This window comes from Rheinheimera sp. F8 (assembly GCF_001518915.1).
Map to the genome: position 1 here is coordinate 2,562,697 of NZ_CP013656.1, position 17,277 is coordinate 2,579,973.

17 protein-coding genes are annotated in these 17,277 nt (G+C 51.5%); 16 read left to right on the top strand and 1 reads right to left on the bottom strand.

Going from position 1 to position 17,277, the window contains the following annotated elements:
• Positions 1–133: 133 nt before the first annotated feature.
• The 16 genes from ATY27_RS11465 (at position 134) to ATY27_RS11540 (ending at position 15,922) form a co-directional block, all read left to right on the top strand.
• Entirely contained in the window at positions 134–1,573 is a 1,440-nt protein-coding gene (locus tag ATY27_RS11465) for a S41 family peptidase (protein WP_208930780.1), read from the top strand.
• Between the two features lie 27 nt (positions 1,574–1,600).
• Complete coding sequence (locus ATY27_RS11470; protein WP_244151280.1) at positions 1,601–2,293, top strand: response regulator transcription factor; 693 nt, start codon at positions 1,601–1,603, stop codon at positions 2,291–2,293.
• A complete protein-coding gene (locus ATY27_RS11475; protein ID WP_208930782.1) occupies positions 2,280–3,578 on the top strand; it encodes a HAMP domain-containing histidine kinase in 1,299 nt (432 codons plus the stop codon). Before ATY27_RS11470 ends, ATY27_RS11475 begins: the two co-directional genes overlap by 14 nt.
• Positions 3,579–3,705: 127 nt before the next feature.
• A complete protein-coding gene (locus ATY27_RS11480) occupies positions 3,706–4,875 on the top strand; it encodes a type 1 glutamine amidotransferase domain-containing protein (protein ID WP_208930783.1) in 1,170 nt (389 codons plus the stop codon).
• Positions 4,876–5,000: 125 nt separating this feature from the next.
• The gene (locus ATY27_RS11485; protein ID WP_208930784.1) at positions 5,001–5,276 is read left to right on the top strand and encodes a hypothetical protein; all 276 of its coding nucleotides are present in this window, start codon (positions 5,001–5,003) and stop codon (positions 5,274–5,276) included.
• 91 nt (positions 5,277–5,367) lie between these two features.
• Entirely contained in the window at positions 5,368–5,670 is a 303-nt protein-coding gene (locus ATY27_RS11490) for a YciI family protein (protein ID WP_208930785.1), read from the top strand.
• A 152-nt stretch (positions 5,671–5,822) separates the two neighbouring features.
• Positions 5,823–6,152 carry a hypothetical protein gene (locus tag ATY27_RS11495; RefSeq protein ID WP_208930786.1) on the top strand — a complete coding sequence of 110 codons (330 nt, stop codon included), beginning with the start codon at positions 5,823–5,825 and terminating at the stop codon, positions 6,150–6,152.
• Positions 6,153–6,274: 122 nt separating this feature from the next.
• The gene (locus ATY27_RS11500) at positions 6,275–7,291 is read left to right on the top strand and encodes a hypothetical protein (protein ID WP_208930787.1); all 1,017 of its coding nucleotides are present in this window, start codon (positions 6,275–6,277) and stop codon (positions 7,289–7,291) included.
• Between the two features lie 178 nt (positions 7,292–7,469).
• Positions 7,470–8,981, top strand: coding sequence for a M20/M25/M40 family metallo-hydrolase (locus ATY27_RS11505; RefSeq protein WP_208930788.1), 1,512 nt, complete (start codon positions 7,470–7,472; stop codon positions 8,979–8,981).
• A 110-nt stretch (positions 8,982–9,091) separates the two neighbouring features.
• Entirely contained in the window at positions 9,092–9,535 is a 444-nt protein-coding gene (locus ATY27_RS11510) for a hypothetical protein (RefSeq protein WP_208930789.1), read from the top strand.
• 28 nt (positions 9,536–9,563) lie between these two features.
• Positions 9,564–10,031, top strand: coding sequence for a GFA family protein (locus tag ATY27_RS11515; RefSeq protein ID WP_244151281.1), 468 nt, complete (start codon positions 9,564–9,566; stop codon positions 10,029–10,031).
• Positions 10,032–10,119: 88 nt separating this feature from the next.
• Entirely contained in the window at positions 10,120–11,196 is a 1,077-nt protein-coding gene (locus ATY27_RS11520; RefSeq protein WP_208930790.1) for a DUF5694 domain-containing protein, read from the top strand.
• Positions 11,197–11,477: 281 nt separating this feature from the next.
• A complete protein-coding gene (katG, locus tag ATY27_RS11525; protein WP_208930791.1) occupies positions 11,478–13,664 on the top strand; it encodes a catalase/peroxidase HPI in 2,187 nt (728 codons plus the stop codon).
• A gap of 250 nt (positions 13,665–13,914) precedes the next feature.
• A complete protein-coding gene (locus ATY27_RS11530; RefSeq protein ID WP_208930792.1) occupies positions 13,915–14,070 on the top strand; it encodes a hypothetical protein in 156 nt (51 codons plus the stop codon).
• A gap of 35 nt (positions 14,071–14,105) precedes the next feature.
• On the top strand, positions 14,106–15,593 hold the full coding sequence (locus ATY27_RS11535; RefSeq protein ID WP_208930793.1) for an RHS repeat-associated core domain-containing protein: 1,488 nt from the start codon (positions 14,106–14,108) through the stop codon (positions 15,591–15,593).
• Positions 15,590–15,922 carry a hypothetical protein gene (locus ATY27_RS11540; protein WP_208930794.1) on the top strand — a complete coding sequence of 111 codons (333 nt, stop codon included), beginning with the start codon at positions 15,590–15,592 and terminating at the stop codon, positions 15,920–15,922. The genes ATY27_RS11535 and ATY27_RS11540 overlap by 4 nt, the downstream gene beginning before the upstream one ends.
• Before the next feature lie 50 nt (positions 15,923–15,972).
• On the opposite strand, the gene ATY27_RS11545 is transcribed toward ATY27_RS11540, so the two are convergent.
• On the bottom strand, positions 15,973–17,148 hold the full coding sequence (locus ATY27_RS11545; protein ID WP_208930765.1) for an IS4 family transposase: 1,176 nt from the start codon (positions 17,146–17,148) through the stop codon (positions 15,973–15,975).
• Between the last annotated feature and the right edge of the window lie 129 nt (positions 17,149–17,277).

A 17,277-nucleotide genomic window follows, 5' to 3' on the forward strand; every position in this document is an offset into this window, starting at 1 on the left:
GATATCACTGAACCAGCTACGACGTATCGCCTGTTGATTCATTGCATTTAATTGACCACCTTAAGCCAGAGCAAAACCACGACAAAACCACGACAAGCTTTGCATTAACTTCAGGTTTTTGAAGGAAACTTTTATGCAAAAGCTGACACAAATATTCGCCAAATACTTCATCGCCCTCTGTGCTTTATGTCTGGGGGCTTGTACTCAATCTCATCTGCAAATATTCCCGGAGCTGGAGAATCCGGCCATGTCGCAGCAACAGCTAAGCGTTACACAGATGCACGCTGACATCGATCATTTAATTGAAGTGGTCGTCGCCTGGCATCCGGAGCTTAGCGAATACGCCGATCTGGCAAAGATCCAACAACAAGCAAAACTATTAAAGCAGCAGATTAATAAACCACTGCTGCGTACTGAGTTTTACACCGTGATTGCGCGGTTAAATCAGATGTTTAATGATGGCCATACCCTGTTATTGTGGCCCTATCCTGAGTACCAGCAATTGCAGTCGCAAGGCCATTTATTTTTCCCCTGGCAGCTCAAACTGGCCGAAAATGGCAGTTTGCTGCTGCAGCATAGCTACCAGTTAGCCGATGGTTTGCAGGTCGCCGCAGGCAGCGAAATTCTGAGCATCAACCAAGTGCCGGTTACTCAGTTACTCGATTCACTGCAAGCCTATGGCAATGGTGAAACTGCAGCTTTGCGCCAGGAAATGCTGGTGTCACGTTTTGGCCTGAGTTTGTGGGCGTCGCTTGGCTGGAAGGATCAGTTTGAAGTGACACTCAAACCCATGCAGCAGCCCGTGCAGACCCTGCAATTAGAACGGGGACAAGATTGGCAAATGGTTGACGCAGAGCGCCAGGATTATGCTTACAAGCAAATCCGGCCTGGGGTAGGTTTATTGCAACTCAACACTTTTGACCTGGATGAAGCCGAATTTGCTGATTTTCTTGATCAAAGTTTTGCCACTATACAACAACAGCAGGTGCATTCCTTATTAATCGACCTGCGGCAAAATACCGGCGGCAATACCGATACCGTCAGTTATTTAAGCCGTTATCTCAGTCATAAACCCTTTCGGTTGGTCTCGCAACTGCGGGAAAAACTCAACCCATATAACAGCGGTTGGTTTGGTTATAAAGGCCAATCCGGTACGCTGCTGCAGCAAGACTGGACTGAATGGGAACAGCCTTTTGCGGTCGATAAGCGTTTTGGGGGCAAAAGTTACCTGTTGATTGGCCCACGGACTTATTCTGCCGCCATCGTGTTTGCCACTGCCGCTCAGGATCAACAATTTGCCACGCTGCTCGGCAGCCCGACTGAAGGTTTTGCCAATCAGACGGCGCAAGGGAATTTATTTAATCTGCCACATTCACAATTGCGGGCTTATGTCGCAACACGTATCTTGGTCAGGCCTGATGGCAAACCGCATCGTCACAGTGTTGAGCCGGATGTCCGTTTTGACGTCCGTAATGACGACACAGCGTTGGCCATTCCGGGCGGCGCTGAAGCCGACCCTCAATTGCAACAGAGCCTGCAACTGATTGAACAGCGACAGCAAACCGCTCAGTGATCTATCAATCTCAAATAAAGAATGGCGATGAACGAAAAACTGCATATTTTAGTGGTGGAAGACAATGCCGTGCTGGCGACGCAGCTGCTGGACTTTTTGCAGGCGAAGGGTTTGGTCACCGATTACGCTGCCACCGGTCAGCTGGCGCAGTTGCTGATGCAACAGCAGCAGTTTGACTTGGTGATCCTCGACTTAACCTTGCCGGATGTCGATGGTTTAGTGCTGTGTCAGCAATTCAAACAAAGCGCTTATAACCCGCCGGTGTTGATGCTGACGGCCCGCGATAGCCTGCAGGATAAAATCAGCGGTTTTGAAGTAGGCGCCGATGATTACCTGACCAAACCTTTTGCGCTGGAAGAAGTGTATTTCCGCGTGCTGGCTTTGTGCCGTCGCCATCGGTTGCATCAAAGCTCTGCGCTGTTGTTGGGCGATTTAACCATCGACCGCGCAACGCGGCAGGCCAGTCGCGGCGGGGTGCCGCTCAACTTATCAGCCACTGACTTTAGCTTGTTGCAACTGCTGGCCGAAGCTTATCCGCATGCGGTCAGTAAACGTCAATTGAATGCCAAACTCTGGGGCGATGACGCACCGGAAAGTGACGCCGTGCGCAGTCATATTTACACCTTGCGTAACGCGCTGGATAAACCTTTTGCCAGCGCTTTACTCAAAACTGTGCATGGTATTGGCTTTCGGCTGGAGTTGCCCGATGCCGGACATTAGGCCAATCCGCACGGCTCATTCTATTCGTGTGGCGGTGTTAAAGCTCGTTACCGGCCTGGTGTTGCTGTTGACGCTGGGCTACAGCCTGTTGGTGCTGGTGTATGCCTGGGTCGTGGAAGACAATATTTTCAACCGGCTGGTCAGCGAAGAAGCCGCGTATCTGCAACAACATTATCAGCAATCCGGCATGGTAAACCCGCCAAGACCGGCTTTTATGCAGTTGTATCAGGGTTGGCAAGCACTCCCCGACACTTTGTATCAAAGTTACCTGCGTGAACCTATGCGGGTAGAATTTCGGTTGGAGGATGGCAAAACAGTACATTTGCAAGTGCTGCAGTTGGGTGGACAACCTTATGTGTTACTGGCGGATGTCGGCGCTTTTGAAGTGAGCCGCGAGTTATCGCCACTGTTGGCCAGTGCTTTGCTGTTACTGTTGTTGTTATGTTTGCTGGTCGTGCTGCCGGTCGCGCTGCTGTTAGCCAGACAGATCACCGATCCGGTGCTGCGTTTGGCCGCAGCGGTGCAGGATCCAGCCTTACCGGTGCTGGCGCCCGGATTTGCCAGCCTGTTTCCAAACAATGAAATCGGTACTCTGGCGCAGGCGATTGCCGACAACCAAAAATTTTTGCAGCAGGCCTTGGCGCGGGAAAGCCACTTTACCAAAGATATCAGCCATGAGATCCGCACACCGCTCAGCGTGCTGAAAAATCTGCTGCCTGATGTCACTCATGGTGCCACTCTCGGTACTGCGCTATCTGTACCAGAGCGGCAGGCTTTTGCGCAAGCAGTGTTGACGCTGGAACAAACCACTGAAACTTTATTGGCGTTGGCACGGGCGGAATCGGTACCGCAGCAGCAGTTCAATCTGACGGCGCTGTTGGAGCAAACTCTGCTTCAGCATTACGCTTTAAATCACAGTGCTGCCGGCCAGCGCTTACAGCTGGATATACAGTTGGCCGAAACGGTCTGGGTTGTCGCGAATCCCAGCCTGTGCCAGATGTTGCTGCAAAACCTGCTGACCAATTTGCTGCAGTATGCGTCAGAACCCGAAGTCGGCATTAAACTCTGCGCTGCGCAGTTAGTGATCAGCAACAGCTTTCGCTTGCCGTTACCAAGCGATCCACTCCGAAGTGGCCAACGCAGTGCGGCAAGCACAGGGATAGGCCAGGGACTGAGCCTGATCCAGCGCATTTGTCAGGTACAACATTGGCAATTGCAGCTTGCTAACGATGCGCATAAATTCGAAATCACCATCCGGTTTGATGCAATTTCAACCCTTGCCTGAGCGATTGTCGAAAAACACCGCTAACCGTTTTTCACCAACTCTCTGCCCCCCTGCAAAAATAGCCCTTCACAAAAGCACGACAAGCACCAGGGTAACTTCAGCCTGAATCAACACTAAGGAGTAAAAGATGAAGTTACCATTGATGATATTCGGCCTGATAGTTGGGCTCGCCATGGCGCCAGCTAAAGCAACACAACTGCCAGCCAAAGCAATACAACCGCCTGCGGCGCAACCTGCCAGCAACTCTAAGGTGGCCTTGCTGATTTCCGGTTATGGCAAGCAAGGTGATCCAGCCATCAGTTATGATTTGGAAGAGCTGGCCCAGGCGTATCTGGTGCTGCAACAAAACGGTTTGAGTCTGGATATCTTGTCGCCCAAAGGTGGTGCAGTACCGGTGCACAACCGCAAAGACGATTTGCCCTACATGCAGCAATTTAAGCAGCAGACGCCAGCCCTCATGCAGCTGAAACAGACCTTAGCGCCAACCGCTGAACTTGCCACTCAGTATGCAGCGGTATTTATTATTGGCGGTGATGGCGCCATGTTTGATTTGCCGGTGGATGCTGGCACACAGCAGTTCCTGCAGGCGATGGTGCAGCAAAAAAAAACGATTGCGGCGGTTTGTCATGGGCCAGCTGCGTTGGTTAATCTGAAAAATCCGGATGGCAGTTATTGGGTTGCAGGCAAAGAAATGAACAGCTTTACGCTGCGCGAAGAGCAGGCTTTTAGCGCTGAGTTGCTGGATAAGTTCCCGTTCATCCTCGAAACCCGTTTACGCGAACTTGGTGCCTTGTTTGTCGCCAACCAGCCGATGTTACCCTTTGTGGCGCACGACAAACTGTTGATCACGGCGCAAAACCCAATGTCGGTGCCTGCCGCTGCTGATTTATTAGCGCTGCAACTGGGCCAAACACCCCGCACCCGTACGCCTTTTCCGGAAGAAGCTACTATGGCGTTGCTGGCAACCGCCCGCAGCAACGGAGTCGCTCATCTTGATATCGCGCTGGCGCAACAGCCCGGTCTTTATGATCTGAACTACCTGGCTTTGTATGGCATGTACAGTTATCGCCTGGCGCAATCGCCCGCCGACAAAAGTACCGAACTGCGGCTGATGGCAAAAATCGCCGAACATTTTCAGCATCCACAATATCAGCTGGCGTTATTGCAGGCCTACCTGGCGGAGCAACAGCTGACACCTGCGCGGGCTTTGTATCTGCAGTTGCAAGAGCAAGCACCGAAATTATTGGAACAGGCAGGCGTCAGCAGCTTATCCTACTGGAGCGCCGTGAAACAGTAACGGTCGCCATTCCTTTACCAATTCATTCACCGTGCGCAGAGCCTGAGATTTGCATCAGGCTCTGCCTTGAGTTCTGTTCCTGCACGCCCAATACCTCCAATACCGATGTCACATGAGGCCATCAGATGGATTTGTTGCAAACTGTCATGTCCCCGGCAGTCTTATTTCTTTATGCCGCACTGGTCGCAGGGATTGTGTTGTTGTTCTGTACCATGGCAAAGTTAATCCGCTGGGCGAAGCGCAGGCCGGCTGGTGCCTATTTTTTGCTGGCATTGCTGCCGCTAATCTCGTTGTTGCCAATCCCGCCGGCAGAAGTCAAAAAGCTACAGCACATCAAACAGGAACAGGTCAAACGCAAGCAGGAAGCGGGCGAGCCGCCGCCAGATGAACCGACCGTTTGAGACGGGATGCCTGCAGAATGTTCCAGCTGGTTTGAGTTCGATACACTGCCGCTGTGCCAGACCACGCGGGCCCACCGAGGAGAATGCAGTGATGCAGGACTATCTGTTCTTGATGTACAACGATGCAACCGATCAAGCCGCGGCCGCCGACGATACCGCCTGGCAACAGTATTTTGCTTTTTTACACCAAAGTGGCTGCTTTGATGGCGGCAGTTCCATTGGTGCAGGACAGTCGTTTCGTAAAAGCGGCACCGCAGCAGGCAGCGCGAACCAACTGTCCGGATTTATCCGCGTTCGCGCCGAAGACTTGCTGGCGGCGCAGCAGTTTCTGTCCGGCAACCCGATTTACGAGGCGGGCGGAACTGTCGAAATTCGTGAGTTACTAAGGGATTAGTTTCATCGGCGACCTTTTCCAGCGTTCTATTTTGGATAGATTTGACCAAATCCGAGCCGGTGGGAATGATAACGCCAAGGTAAAGCATCTTTGACGGATTGGCGCTGCCCAAACAGACATGAATAGCTAACCTGCATCTGGATTTGAAAAACATGAACTTACTTTTTGTTTGTAGTGAAAATCGTCTGCGCAGCCCAACAGGGGAAGAAGTATTTTCGGCTTATGACGGCATTCATGCGATCGGCGCCGGCACAAACGCCGATGCTGAAACCGTGGTTAGTGGTGACTTGATAAGTTGGGCTGATGTGATTTTCGTAATGGAAAAATCGCATAAAAATAAGGTTGCCAAAAAATTTAGGGATCAGCTGAAAGGCAAAAAACTGGTGTGTTTGGATATTCCGGATAATTACGATCGGATGGATCCTGTGTTGGTGCGTCTGCTACGCAATAAAGTGGCCAAACATATCCGGCTTTTTGCCTGATAAAGACTCAATCCCAGATACTTTTCTGATTGAATTCATCAGCCCTCTTTGGTTTGTTATAAATATGTGGCATAAAAGAGTTGAAACTAAAAAGGCATGACGAACTGAAGGGACAAGTGGATATGGAACAACAGAATACTCAGACGGATCGCAAAATAAAACAACCGCCGGTCTTGTTTAGCAAAACTCAGGCTGTGATCTCACAACTCAGCAAACTGCTTGGTGGACCGCTGCTCACTTATTGGAATAACCCTCGGGGTTCTGTCTGCGCCAATGATGTGGTGGCACTGAATGAAATTCTTGAGCGGGTAGGTACCCATGAAACGCTCTATTTATTTTTGAAGTCTGACGGCGGCAGTGGCCGGGTTTCTCTTCGATTTGTCAATCTGTTACGTCAATATTGCCAGAAGCTGGTGGTGTTGGTGCCACTTGAATGCGCATCTGCCGCAACCATGATCACCCTGGGGGCTGATGAAATCAGAATGGGGCCAACCGCATATCTTACTGCTGTGGATACATCGCTGAATCATTCTTTATCGCCGGTTGATCGGGATAATGAGCGTGTCAGTGTCAGTTTGGATGAGCTGAACCGGGTGATTAACCGTTGGCGTTCTGAGCAGCATGATTCGACTGACAATCCCTATAAAACGCTGTTTTCATATGTGCACCCCCTGGTGATTGGGGCTGTCGACCGTGCCGAGTCATTGTCTGTGATGTTGTGCCGGGAATTGCTGTCTTACCATATCGCTGACGAAAACAAAGCGCATGAAATTGCGGCCGTGCTGAACTCAAAATATCCGTCTCATAATTATCCAATCCTGCTGAATGAAGCAGTGAAAATTGGCTTAAAAGCCGTGCCATTAAGTCGGGAAGTTAACTCCTTGTTGCTTGAACTGAATCGTTTCTATAGTGAAATGGGGCAAAAGGCGACCACGGATTTTGACGAGTTCCGCGCTCATGGCAACGAAATTCTGAATATCCTCGAAGGCGAAAACCTGCAGGTGTTTTATCAGCACGACAAGGACTGGTTCTATCGCAGCGAAGAACGGCGCTGGATCACGATGAATGACGAAAGCAGCTGGCGCCGGATAGAAAAAATTCGCGGCAAACTACACCGCAGTGTTATGCACGTGGCATAACGCCTAAAGCACCAGATCAGCAGCAATGTGCGACTGATACACAGGAGCGAACGATGATGTTATATCTTGTGTTTTACCGGCAGTTTTTTCAGTCTGGAGCTAACCAGTGAGTGCATTCACAATCAAAGGTCGCCTGAATCGGACAGTGTTGTCGAGTCTATTGTTATGCAGTAGTTGCATGGTACCTGCCCAAACACCGCTTTCTCCGCAAGCCAGCCTGCCCCAGGTTTTCACGACAACTGTCCCGTCACAGGCGCAAGTGCTGGCGGCGGCGCAAGCCAGTTTTACCGAGTATTTTCAGTTACTGGCGTTGCCAAATGACGCCGTGGTCGCCGCCGATATTCAGAAAAATACTGATTTCCTGCAGCAGGCGTTTAACCGCCGTGGTTTTACCACGCAACAGCTGGCCAATAACGGCAAACCGCTGCTGTACGCTGAATATCGCAGCCAGTCGCCTGACGCAAAAACGCTGTTGTTTTATATGCATCTGGACGGCCAGCCGGTGTTGCCCGAGCAGTGGGCGCAGACCAGTCCGTGGCAGGCGGTGGTGAAAAAACGCAACCAGCAAGGCCAGTGGCAGGTGGTTGACCCTAAAGTACTCCAGCACCAACCGCTGGACCCTGAACTTCGGGTGTTTGCCCGCGCATCGGCAGATGATAAAGGCCCGATCATGATGTTGCTGGCGGCCTTTGATGCACTCAAAGCGGCAGGGCAGGCGCCGGCGTTTCACGTCAAAGTGTTGCTCGACAGTGAAGAAGAAAAAGGTTCACCGACGATTAAGGCCATCGCCAAGGCTAACGCAGCTTTGTTAAAAGCAGATGGTTTATTGATTTTGGATGGTCCGCAGCACGCCAGTAATCAACCCACGCTGGTGTTTGGCAACAGAGGCGCCACCAGCCTGGCGCTGACGGTCTATGGGCCGAAAGCGCCGCTGCACAGCGGCCATTATGGCAACTATGTGCCGAATCCGGCGCAGCGTCTGGCTACGTTATTGGCCAGTATGAAAGACGATGCTGGCCGCGTAACTGTGCCTGGCTATTACGACACAGTGCAACTGTCGGCCACTGAGCGTGAGGCGTTAGCCACAGTGCCGGATGATGCTGCGGCGCTGTTAAAGCGGACCGGCATCGCCCGTCCTGATGCGGTGGGCGTAAATTATCAGGAAGCGCTGCAATATCCGTCGTTGAATATTCGCGGCATGCAATCCGCAGCTATCGGAGACAAAGCCGCCAATATTATCCCGCATCTGGCGGTGGCAGAGCTGGACCTTCGCACCACGCCAGAGGCTGATTCTGCCTATCTGACTGGATTGCTGCAGCGCCATATCAAAGCGCAGGGCTGGTATTTAACCAAAGGTGAGCCAACTGACGCTGAGCGCGCCATGCACAACAAAATCGCGTCATTGATCCCTGGTGCCGGCGGCGATGCAGCGCGCACACCGCTGGATTCTCAACTTGGTAACTGGGTATATGCCGTGCTGCTGCAAGACAGCAACTCAGTGGTGCGGATACGGATGATGGGCGGCAGTCTGCCAACTGAACAACTGGTCAGCGCGCTGCAGATGCCTTTTGTCATTCTGCCGCTGGTCAACGCCGACAACAATCAGCACAGTTTTGACGAAAACCTGCGCATCGGGCATTACGTCGCTGGCATGCAAACCTTGTTGCGCGTGCTGCGCACACCTTATTAAGCGGGTAAAAGCGTGTGGCAGGCGCTGAATGATCCTGCAATACCTGGGCTGCTGTCAGCGATGCTGCAGTAGCTAAAAATTTTACGTCAGAGCACATTTAAGGATCGGCAATGGCACTGGAACAAAATAATTACTTGATTGCAGCTGCAGTCTGTTGCGTACTGGCGGCGCTTGCGCATGCCGGTTGTATCCTGTTTGGCGCTGACTGGTACCGGTTTTTTGGGGCCGGTGAGGCGATGGCGCAAATGGCGGAAAAAAAGCTGTGGTATCCGACTGTGGTCACCGCCGGGATCACCGCGGTGCTGCTGATCTGGGCGGCTTATGCGCTGGCCGGCGCAGGTGTATTATCCGGATTGCCGCTGACCAGAATTGCATTGGTATTGATTAGCGCTGTGTTTTTATTGCGTGGATCCGCATTTGTTTGGCTGATGCCCAAGTTTCCGGAAAATTCTCTGACTTTCTGGTGGGTCAGTTCTTTAATTTGTCTGGTCATCGGTAGTTTGTTTGCTATTGGCACTGTGCAGCGCTGGCAGTTACTCGGCAGCAGCGCCTGAACTGCGGGTGGGTTGCCGCAGTCACGACATGAGCGGTAAGAACCAGTCTGCGGACCGGACATTGTTTTGTATTTATCAGGCGGAAGATTTTATGTATCAGGGTAGCTGTTTGTGTGGTGCTGTGATGCTGGAAGTGCATGGGCCCATTACTTCGATCATTCATTGTCATTGCTCGAAATGCCGCAAAAGCAGTGGCACTGCTTATGCGACCAATGGTTTCGTCGCCACCGCAGATTTACGCATCATCAGCGGCCAGGACCAGCTTGGTGCTTACGAGTCGGCGCTGGGAAAACGCCGGCACTTTTGCCGGATCTGCGCCTCGCCGATCTTCAGCAGCAATGCTGCAGTGCCGGAAAAATTGCGCTTACGGCTGGGTATTCTTGACACTGATATCGTGGAACGACCGATCTCGCACAACTTTGTGTCGTCAAAGGCCAACTGGGATGATTTGGATGCACAGTTACCGCGATCGGATAGTTACGAGCCTGGGCGATAGCCGTGCCCGGCGAATTATTCTGGCACGGATTACAACCATTGTGCGCTTGCTGCCGACTCTGCCTGAACCATATCTCAGGGAGACTCCGATGAAAGCATATCCATTTCATTTTTATTCTGCCATTTGTACCTTATTGACCGCTTGCTGCTTGCCACTGGCAACTGCCGCCACCATACCGGATCTGGCACAGCTGGATCGCGACATGACCGGCACGCGCACGCAAATTCTGGTGCTTGGCACTGTGCATCTGAGTGAACTGCCGGCCGGTTTTGATGAAACTAAACTGGATCCGCTGTTAGCCAGACTGGCTGCTTTTAAACCCGACATCATTACGATTGAAGCCTTATCCGGCGAAGAATGTGATTTGGCGCTGCGCCATGCGGCCAAATATGGTCAGGATTATTGCGCCAGTACCCAGGTGGCGCAGACTGCGACCGGCCTTGATGTACCATCTGCTATGGCGCGACTGACGTCACTGCTCAGCACCTTGCCGGCAACGCCGACTGCCGCACAGCGCCGGCAATTAGCGGCGACTATGCTGGCCGCCAATGATCGGGCGTCAGCCTATGTGCAGTGGTTGCAGTTGCCGAAGTCTGAACAACGCGCCGCAGATGGTCTGGATCAGACCTTAGTGGAGCTGCTGCAGACGATCAGCAAACGCAATAACGAAAATTACCAGTTGGCGGCGCGGCTGGCGGCCCGGCTTGGTCATCAGCGGGTGTATTCCACCGACAATCATACCGGCGACAACATCAGCTATACCGATCGCGACGCCTTTGGCCGTGAGGTGATGGCGGCCTGGGGCGCCGGTAAAGTAGCGCTGGATGCACGCGAAAAGCAGGTTGCGTCCTTACAACAGCAGGCCGATCTGTTGCCGCTGTATCGTTATATCAATCAGCCGGCGCATCTGCAGGTGCTGGCGGAGGTCAATGTCAGTGCCGCGCTCAGGGCAAAATCCAGCAGCGGTTACCCGCAAATCTGGGTCAGCGGCTGGGATATCCGTAATTTACGCATGGTTGCCAATATCGCCGAGACATTTCGCGAACAGCCCGGTGCACGGGTGCTGTCTGTGGTCGGTGTGTCACACAAACCTTGGTTTGATCAGTGGTTAGGGCAGTTGCAGGGCGTTGATGTGGTGGACACTCTGACCGTGATTGCGAAGTAACAACAATTACCGGTGTGTGGCCAGTGGGATTCTGCCTGGACCAGCCACACGCAGGTAAAATCAAGCGAATGGGCAGACCCAAGCGACTCGGCCCTGTGGCGACTATTTTTGCTAAAAATAACCCCAAATCTGCTTTCTAATCAAAAAATATGATGAAGGTGACTGATTTAAGTCAGTTTCCTAAATCGCATTTCAGGTCTACCTTTAATCCAACTCAGATGGAGCAGTGCGCTGCTGCTGAATTTAACCCGCGAATTGAACCAGGAAAAAGGAACCCTCAGATGGATACAAACAAATCAACCGGTGGCAAATGCCCTGTGATGCACGGCGCCAATACCAATGCTGCCAATGCGACGATGAACTGGTGGCCAAACGCGCTGAACCTCGACATCCTGCACCAACACGACAGCAAAACCAATCCGATGGCCCCCGGTTTTAACTATGCCGAAGCCTTTAAAACGCTGGATCTGGAAGCCGTCAAAACCGATTTAAAAACATTGATGACCGACTCACAGGACTGGTGGCCGGCCGACTGGGGCCATTATGGTGGCCTGATGATCCGGCTGGCCTGGCACTCGGCCGGGACTTACCGTATCGCTGACGGCCGTGGCGGCGGTGGCACTGGCAGTCAGCGGTTTGCGCCGCTGAACAGCTGGCCGGACAACGGCAATCTCGACAAAGCGCGGCGTTTGTTGTGGCCGGTTAAACGCAAATACGGCAATAAATTATCCTGGGCCGATTTAATGATCCTGGCCGGTAATATGGCTTATGAATCGATGGGCCTGAAAACTTTTGGTTTTGCTGGCGGCCGCGAAGATATCTGGCATCCGGAAAAAGACATTTATTGGGGTTCAGAAAAACAATGGCTGCAGGCGTCCGGTGGCGAAGGTAGTCGCTATAGCGGTGAGCGTGATTTAGAAAACCCATTGGCCGCGGTAATGATGGGGCTGATTTATGTCAACCCGGAAGGCGTGGACGGTAACCCGGATCCATTAAAAACGGCGCAGGATATGCGCGTCACTTTTGCCCGGATGGCGATGGATGATGAAGAAACCGCTGCATTAACGGCCGGTGGTCACACCGTCGGTAAAGCGCATGGCAATGGCAAAGCTGAACATTTAGGCGCGGCGCCGGAAGGCGAAGATCTGGAAGCGCAGGGCTTTGGCTGGCTGAACAAATCCGGCCGTGGCATTGGTCGCGACACGGTCACCAGCGGCATTGAAGGGGCCTGGACTACCAATCCAACGCAGTGGGACAACGGCTATTTTTATCTGCTGTTTACTTACGACTGGGCTCTGACCAAAAGCCCGGCCGGCGCCTGGCAGTGGGAGCCGGTCAATATCAAAGAAGAAGATAAACCGGTCGATGTGGAAGACCCGACTATTCGGCGTAATCCGATCATGACCGACGCTGACATGGCGCTGAAAATGGACCCGGTCTATCGCCAAATTGCCGAGAAGTTTTATGCAGATCCTGCTTATTTTGCCGACGTGTTTGCCCGCGCCTGGTTTAAATTAACGCACCGCGACCTGGGGCCAAAAAGCCGCTATTTAGGCCCGGATGTGCCAGCAGAAGACTTGATTTGGCAAGACCCGATCCCAACGGTCGATTATCGCCTGACCGATGCGGAGATCGCCCAGCTCAAAGCCAGAATTCTGACTTGTGGTTTAAGTCCGGCGGAACTGATCAGTACGGCATGGGACAGTGCCCGCACTTTCCGTGGCTCGGATTATCGCGGTGGTGCCAACGGTGCACGCATTCGGCTGGCGCCGCAAAAAGACTGGGAAGGTAATGAGCCGGCGCGGTTAGAAAAAGTACTGGCCGCGCTGAGTTCGTTACAGCAAAGCCTGACGCAAAAAATCAGTCTGGCTGATCTGATTGTGTTAGGCGGCACTGCCGCGGTTGAACAGGCGGCCAAAGCGGCTGGCGTTGATATCGTTGTGCCTTTTGCACCAGGTCGCGGTGATGCAACGCAGGCGCAAACTGATGTTGAATCTTTTGCTGTACTGGAGCCGCTGCATGATGCTTTCCGAAATTTCCTGAAAAAAGATTATGCGGCCGCGCCGGAAGAATTGATGCTGGACCGCGCCCAGCTGATGGGCTTAACCGCCCACGAAATGACGGTTTTAGTCGGCGGTATGCGCGTGCTGGGCACTAACTTTGGCGGCAGCACGCACGGCGTGTTCACTGATCGGGTTGGTGTTTTGAGCAACGATTTCTTCGTCAATCTGACTGACATGGCGTACAGCTGGAAACCGGTGGGCAAAAACAAATATGAAATCGTCAGCAGAAAAGATGGTCAGGTGAAATGGACCGCAACCCGGGTGGACCTGGTGTTTGGTTCTAACTCAGTACTGCGCGCTTACGCCGAAGTTTATGCGCAGGACGACGGTCAGCAGAAGTTCGTACACGACTTCGTCAAAGCCTGGGTCAAAGTGATGAATGCAGATCGGTATGATTTGAAGTAATTCGTTGTTTAAACGATAAAAAACGCCGGCAACTGCCGGCGTTTTGCTGTTTATTGTTGGGGGGATTAGATATTCACGGCGTTGCTTTAAGGCCACTTTGTGCCAGTTGTAGTTATTCGATTTTGGCGGTGTTTGTAGACCGCTAAAAGCATGAAGCAGATGTATCGTGGCAAATCCACCATCGCCACCACTGCGTTCGCCCGTTCGCGCCTCCCGCGCTCACTCTTAACCGCTCACTCCGCGGTTGCCGATGATGGATTTGTTGGCGTTTGGCAACAGCCGCTTTGAGTTAGTAGCGGAATATAACGCCGCAGGCACGATGCTTGAGCGCTACGTGCATGGCATTGGTAGCGACAACCCGTTAGTTATGACGGCAGTGGTACCACCAGGCCAACTTATCTGCTGACTGACGAACGCGGCGGCAATACGACGACCACGCTGATGCTGGACGGTATCTACGAGCAGGTGACGCTGCCAACCGGTATCACCGAACATAAATATTATGTCGGCGACGCCGTGGTGACCAAAAGGTCGAACAGTACCACCGATACCTTTTATCTGCACAAAGACCAGCAAGGCAGCACCACAGCTATCACCAATGCGGCTGGCACCACAGTGCAGCAGCTGATGTATGACCCCTGGGGCAAGCAATTCCTGGTCAATAACAGCATCCTGAGTTACAGCAGCCCGGCGCAAAGCAAAGGCTATACCGGCCATGAAATGGTCAACGACTTTGAAGTTATTCACATGGGCGGCAGAACCTACAACCCGACCTTAGGCCGGTTTATGCAGGCAGATCCGTTTATTCAGGAGCCGGGCAATTTGCAGAGTTATAACCGGTATGCTTATGTACAGAATAATCCGATGAGTTATACGGATCCGAGTGGGTATTTTATTGCAGGTTTGTTAAAGAGTGCTGTTCGTTCTGTTCTCAAACTGATCCCACAGAATGTTGGGAATTTTATGATTAGTTTAGGAGCCAAATTTTGTGGCCAATGGGCGGGCGCTTGTGCTGCAGCTGCAACTTATGAATTCAGCCGTGCTCATGGTATGAGCAGAACAGGTGCACTCAGAGCTGCAGCTGCTGCAGGTGCTGCTGCCTATGCATTTGGAAAAATTGGCGAGTATTATGGTGATGTCGGAGACCAAAATTTCTTAGATGCGTTAGAGAATGGTGCTGACTTTAGCCAATTGACATCCTTCGGTGGCAATCTTTTAACCGGAGGGCAAATCGCGGGTCAGATCGCGGCTCATGCGGTGACTGGCGGCATTGTGTCGAGTATTGGCGGTGGCAAATTTGGCCATGGCTTCTTTAGTGCAGGTGTGACTAAAGGGCTGGGGACGCCTATCTCTGCTCACTTTGATCAAGGCGTGATTTCTGGCACCATCACACAAATGGTGATTGGCGGCACAGCTTCGGTTATTGCGGGTGGTAAGTTTGCTAATGGTGCTAGGACTGCGGCTTATCAGTACTTATTCAATCAGATGAGTAAAGTTAACTATAAGCAAATATTGAAAGATGTGAAGCGGACGTGGCGTGAATATTGGCTGGATGAAATGGCTAGCAATACTCACGGATGTAATGTGATAGCCGGCATGGATTGTATTCCTCTAGCCCTAAATACGGGGATTACATTGACAGGTGCTGGTGCCTTAGTTACTGGCTCATTCAGACTTAGTGCATATTCTTTTTCTCTATCGGCTACGAAGTGGTCTGTATACGATCGAAATTCTGAAGGTGTTGGTTGGCTAGTTGTGGATGCAGTTAGTATGAGGGCAACATCTTTCTTTCACAACGATATATTCCTACATGGCGCGGACCATGTAATGAGTGCCTATAGCTATCTGTTTCAGACGGGTGATATGGTACATCAGATGGAAGTTAACCAAAATAAATACTGCAGTATCCCTATTAGGTGTGGACAATGAAATTTCATGTAAAAGATTTTATGTATTTTTGCTCGATTATGATGATCCCAACAATGATATTATTTAGTGGTGTGATCGGTTATGCATTCTTGGCTTACATGATCTCTTTCTTGCTGTTCAGGTATGATACCTTAATGCAGAAAATTCGGAATAATATTGATAAAACTGATTTCTTTTATTTTTCCTGTACGGCACTAGGTTTGTTATTAGGCACTACTTCAATATTGATTGATGGAGGGGCTATTTGGCCCCTTATCTGGGTTGCGTATTTTTTTGTTTATTCACATCCATATAGTGATCGATTTAAAAAATTTAATGAAAAAAATTGAATACCATAGAGAGCAAAACCTGACGGATCCCCAGAAATAACCTAACCATATCATCCGCTCACTTTCCTGACATTGGTCCAATCAAAAAGACCCGCCCATTCAAGCAGTTGCCTGACTGCCGCCTGGATTTCCTCACCGCTGATACCGACTCTGGCTAATCGGCACAACCGTTTACCCAGATAATTGAACGACAACACTCTGCGATGTTTCAGCGAATTCGCCTGGAACGACCGATGCTTGCCGGCGAGTTCTGCTGCCAACCCAAGCATGTAATGCAACCAATTTGCCAGCGCAGCCAGCAGCAATAACACTTCTAACCGGCCTTTTTTCTTTGTCCGATGCGCGTTGCTGCCAAGGCCGTACGTCTGGCTTTTCTGATCGCGGAATGCTTCTTCAATTTGCATCCTTGCAGCATAAAGCTTGTTGATTTTCTTTGCATAATTGAAGCAATACGCCAGGTTAGATACCAGCAGCCACGGCTCTTTAAACGGCAGATGCTTGTCGCTTTTTTTCAGTTTCCAGCCTTTACCGGCAAGCACGGCGCGACAGGCATATTGCTGAGATTGACCAAGCGCAATCTCGCCGAGAACCATCGGCTGCTGCCGGGCCTTTTTATACACCTTCGCCACGCTGATAAATTCACTCTGGCCCGGTAATCTGAGCGATACCTGACCGCGCACCCGACCAATAAAATGCCAGCCTAAGGCACTCACTTCCTTAAACCACGGCACTTTGAAGCCTGCATCGGTGACGATGACCGGCCAGCAGCGCTTGGGCAGCATCGCCTTCAATCTCGCTAAAAATGCCTTATGCAGATGCGGACAGTTGTAATCGGATTCGGTCGTGACCATCTGCAACAGCGTCATGGCCCGGCCTTCAACAGCCAGGCTGGCGCGCAGGATAAAATGGCGGCGTTCTTTGTCGGCGTTACTCCAGTCGACCAGGATAAGTGGTTGTTTTCCCTTCACTAATGCGCCGGTCATCGCTGTGTAAAACTCTGGCACTGCCTGTTGCATTGTGGTGTGGCTGAGCAGACGGTCTGCCCGTTTAATGCAATGTCGCTCTGAGGCGTCACTATCAATGCCGCGACCAATCGCAGTGACAGTGCACTGGCCGTTGGTGAGTAAACTCTGCAGCGATGCCGTCAGCGAGTTTAAAAGATGTTTATGGAAATTTTTTGGGGTGACAAGGTCGAGAAAATCGGCGAGCATAGCTTGAGCTTTCATGGCGGTTATTCATGGTTTGTGATTTTTGGCGAAGGATCAGATCAGGGACTGCCATGAATGTTCCCTCCCGCGCCTGAATTATTGTTTTACCTACACAACTTCTGGGGATACTTCAGGAGCAAAACTCTT